This window comes from Chryseobacterium sp. SIMBA_029 (assembly GCF_046535275.1).
GTDB lineage: Bacteria > Bacteroidota > Bacteroidia > Flavobacteriales > Weeksellaceae > Chryseobacterium.
Genome location: NZ_JAWRXA010000778.1, coordinates 1 through 242, shown reverse-complemented (window position 1 = coordinate 242; position 242 = coordinate 1). Strand labels below are relative to the sequence as shown.

1 protein-coding gene is annotated in these 242 nt (G+C 60.7%); it reads right to left on the bottom strand.

The genetic code is table 11. The features are described from left to right. Positions 1 to 242 (bottom strand): potassium channel family protein (locus SB679_RS26045; protein WP_410705288.1); only part of this gene is annotated, 242 nt, incomplete at both ends.

Genomic DNA, 242 nt, shown 5'->3' with positions numbered 1-242 from the left:
GCGGTGACGATACCAAGGACGGCGATGCCGCTCATCATGAGGGCGGCAGCAACTATCCGGCCAATGGGAGTTACCGGATAGAGGTCTCCGTAGCCGACGGTGGTGATGGTGGTGATGGCCCACCAGGCGGCATCCCCAAAGTTGAGGATCTTGGCGCCGGGAGCATTTTGTTCCACATCAAGCACCCCCAAGGCGCCAATGAGGACCAGCATGGAAGCCGAGCCTGCGACGTATGTTGCGAC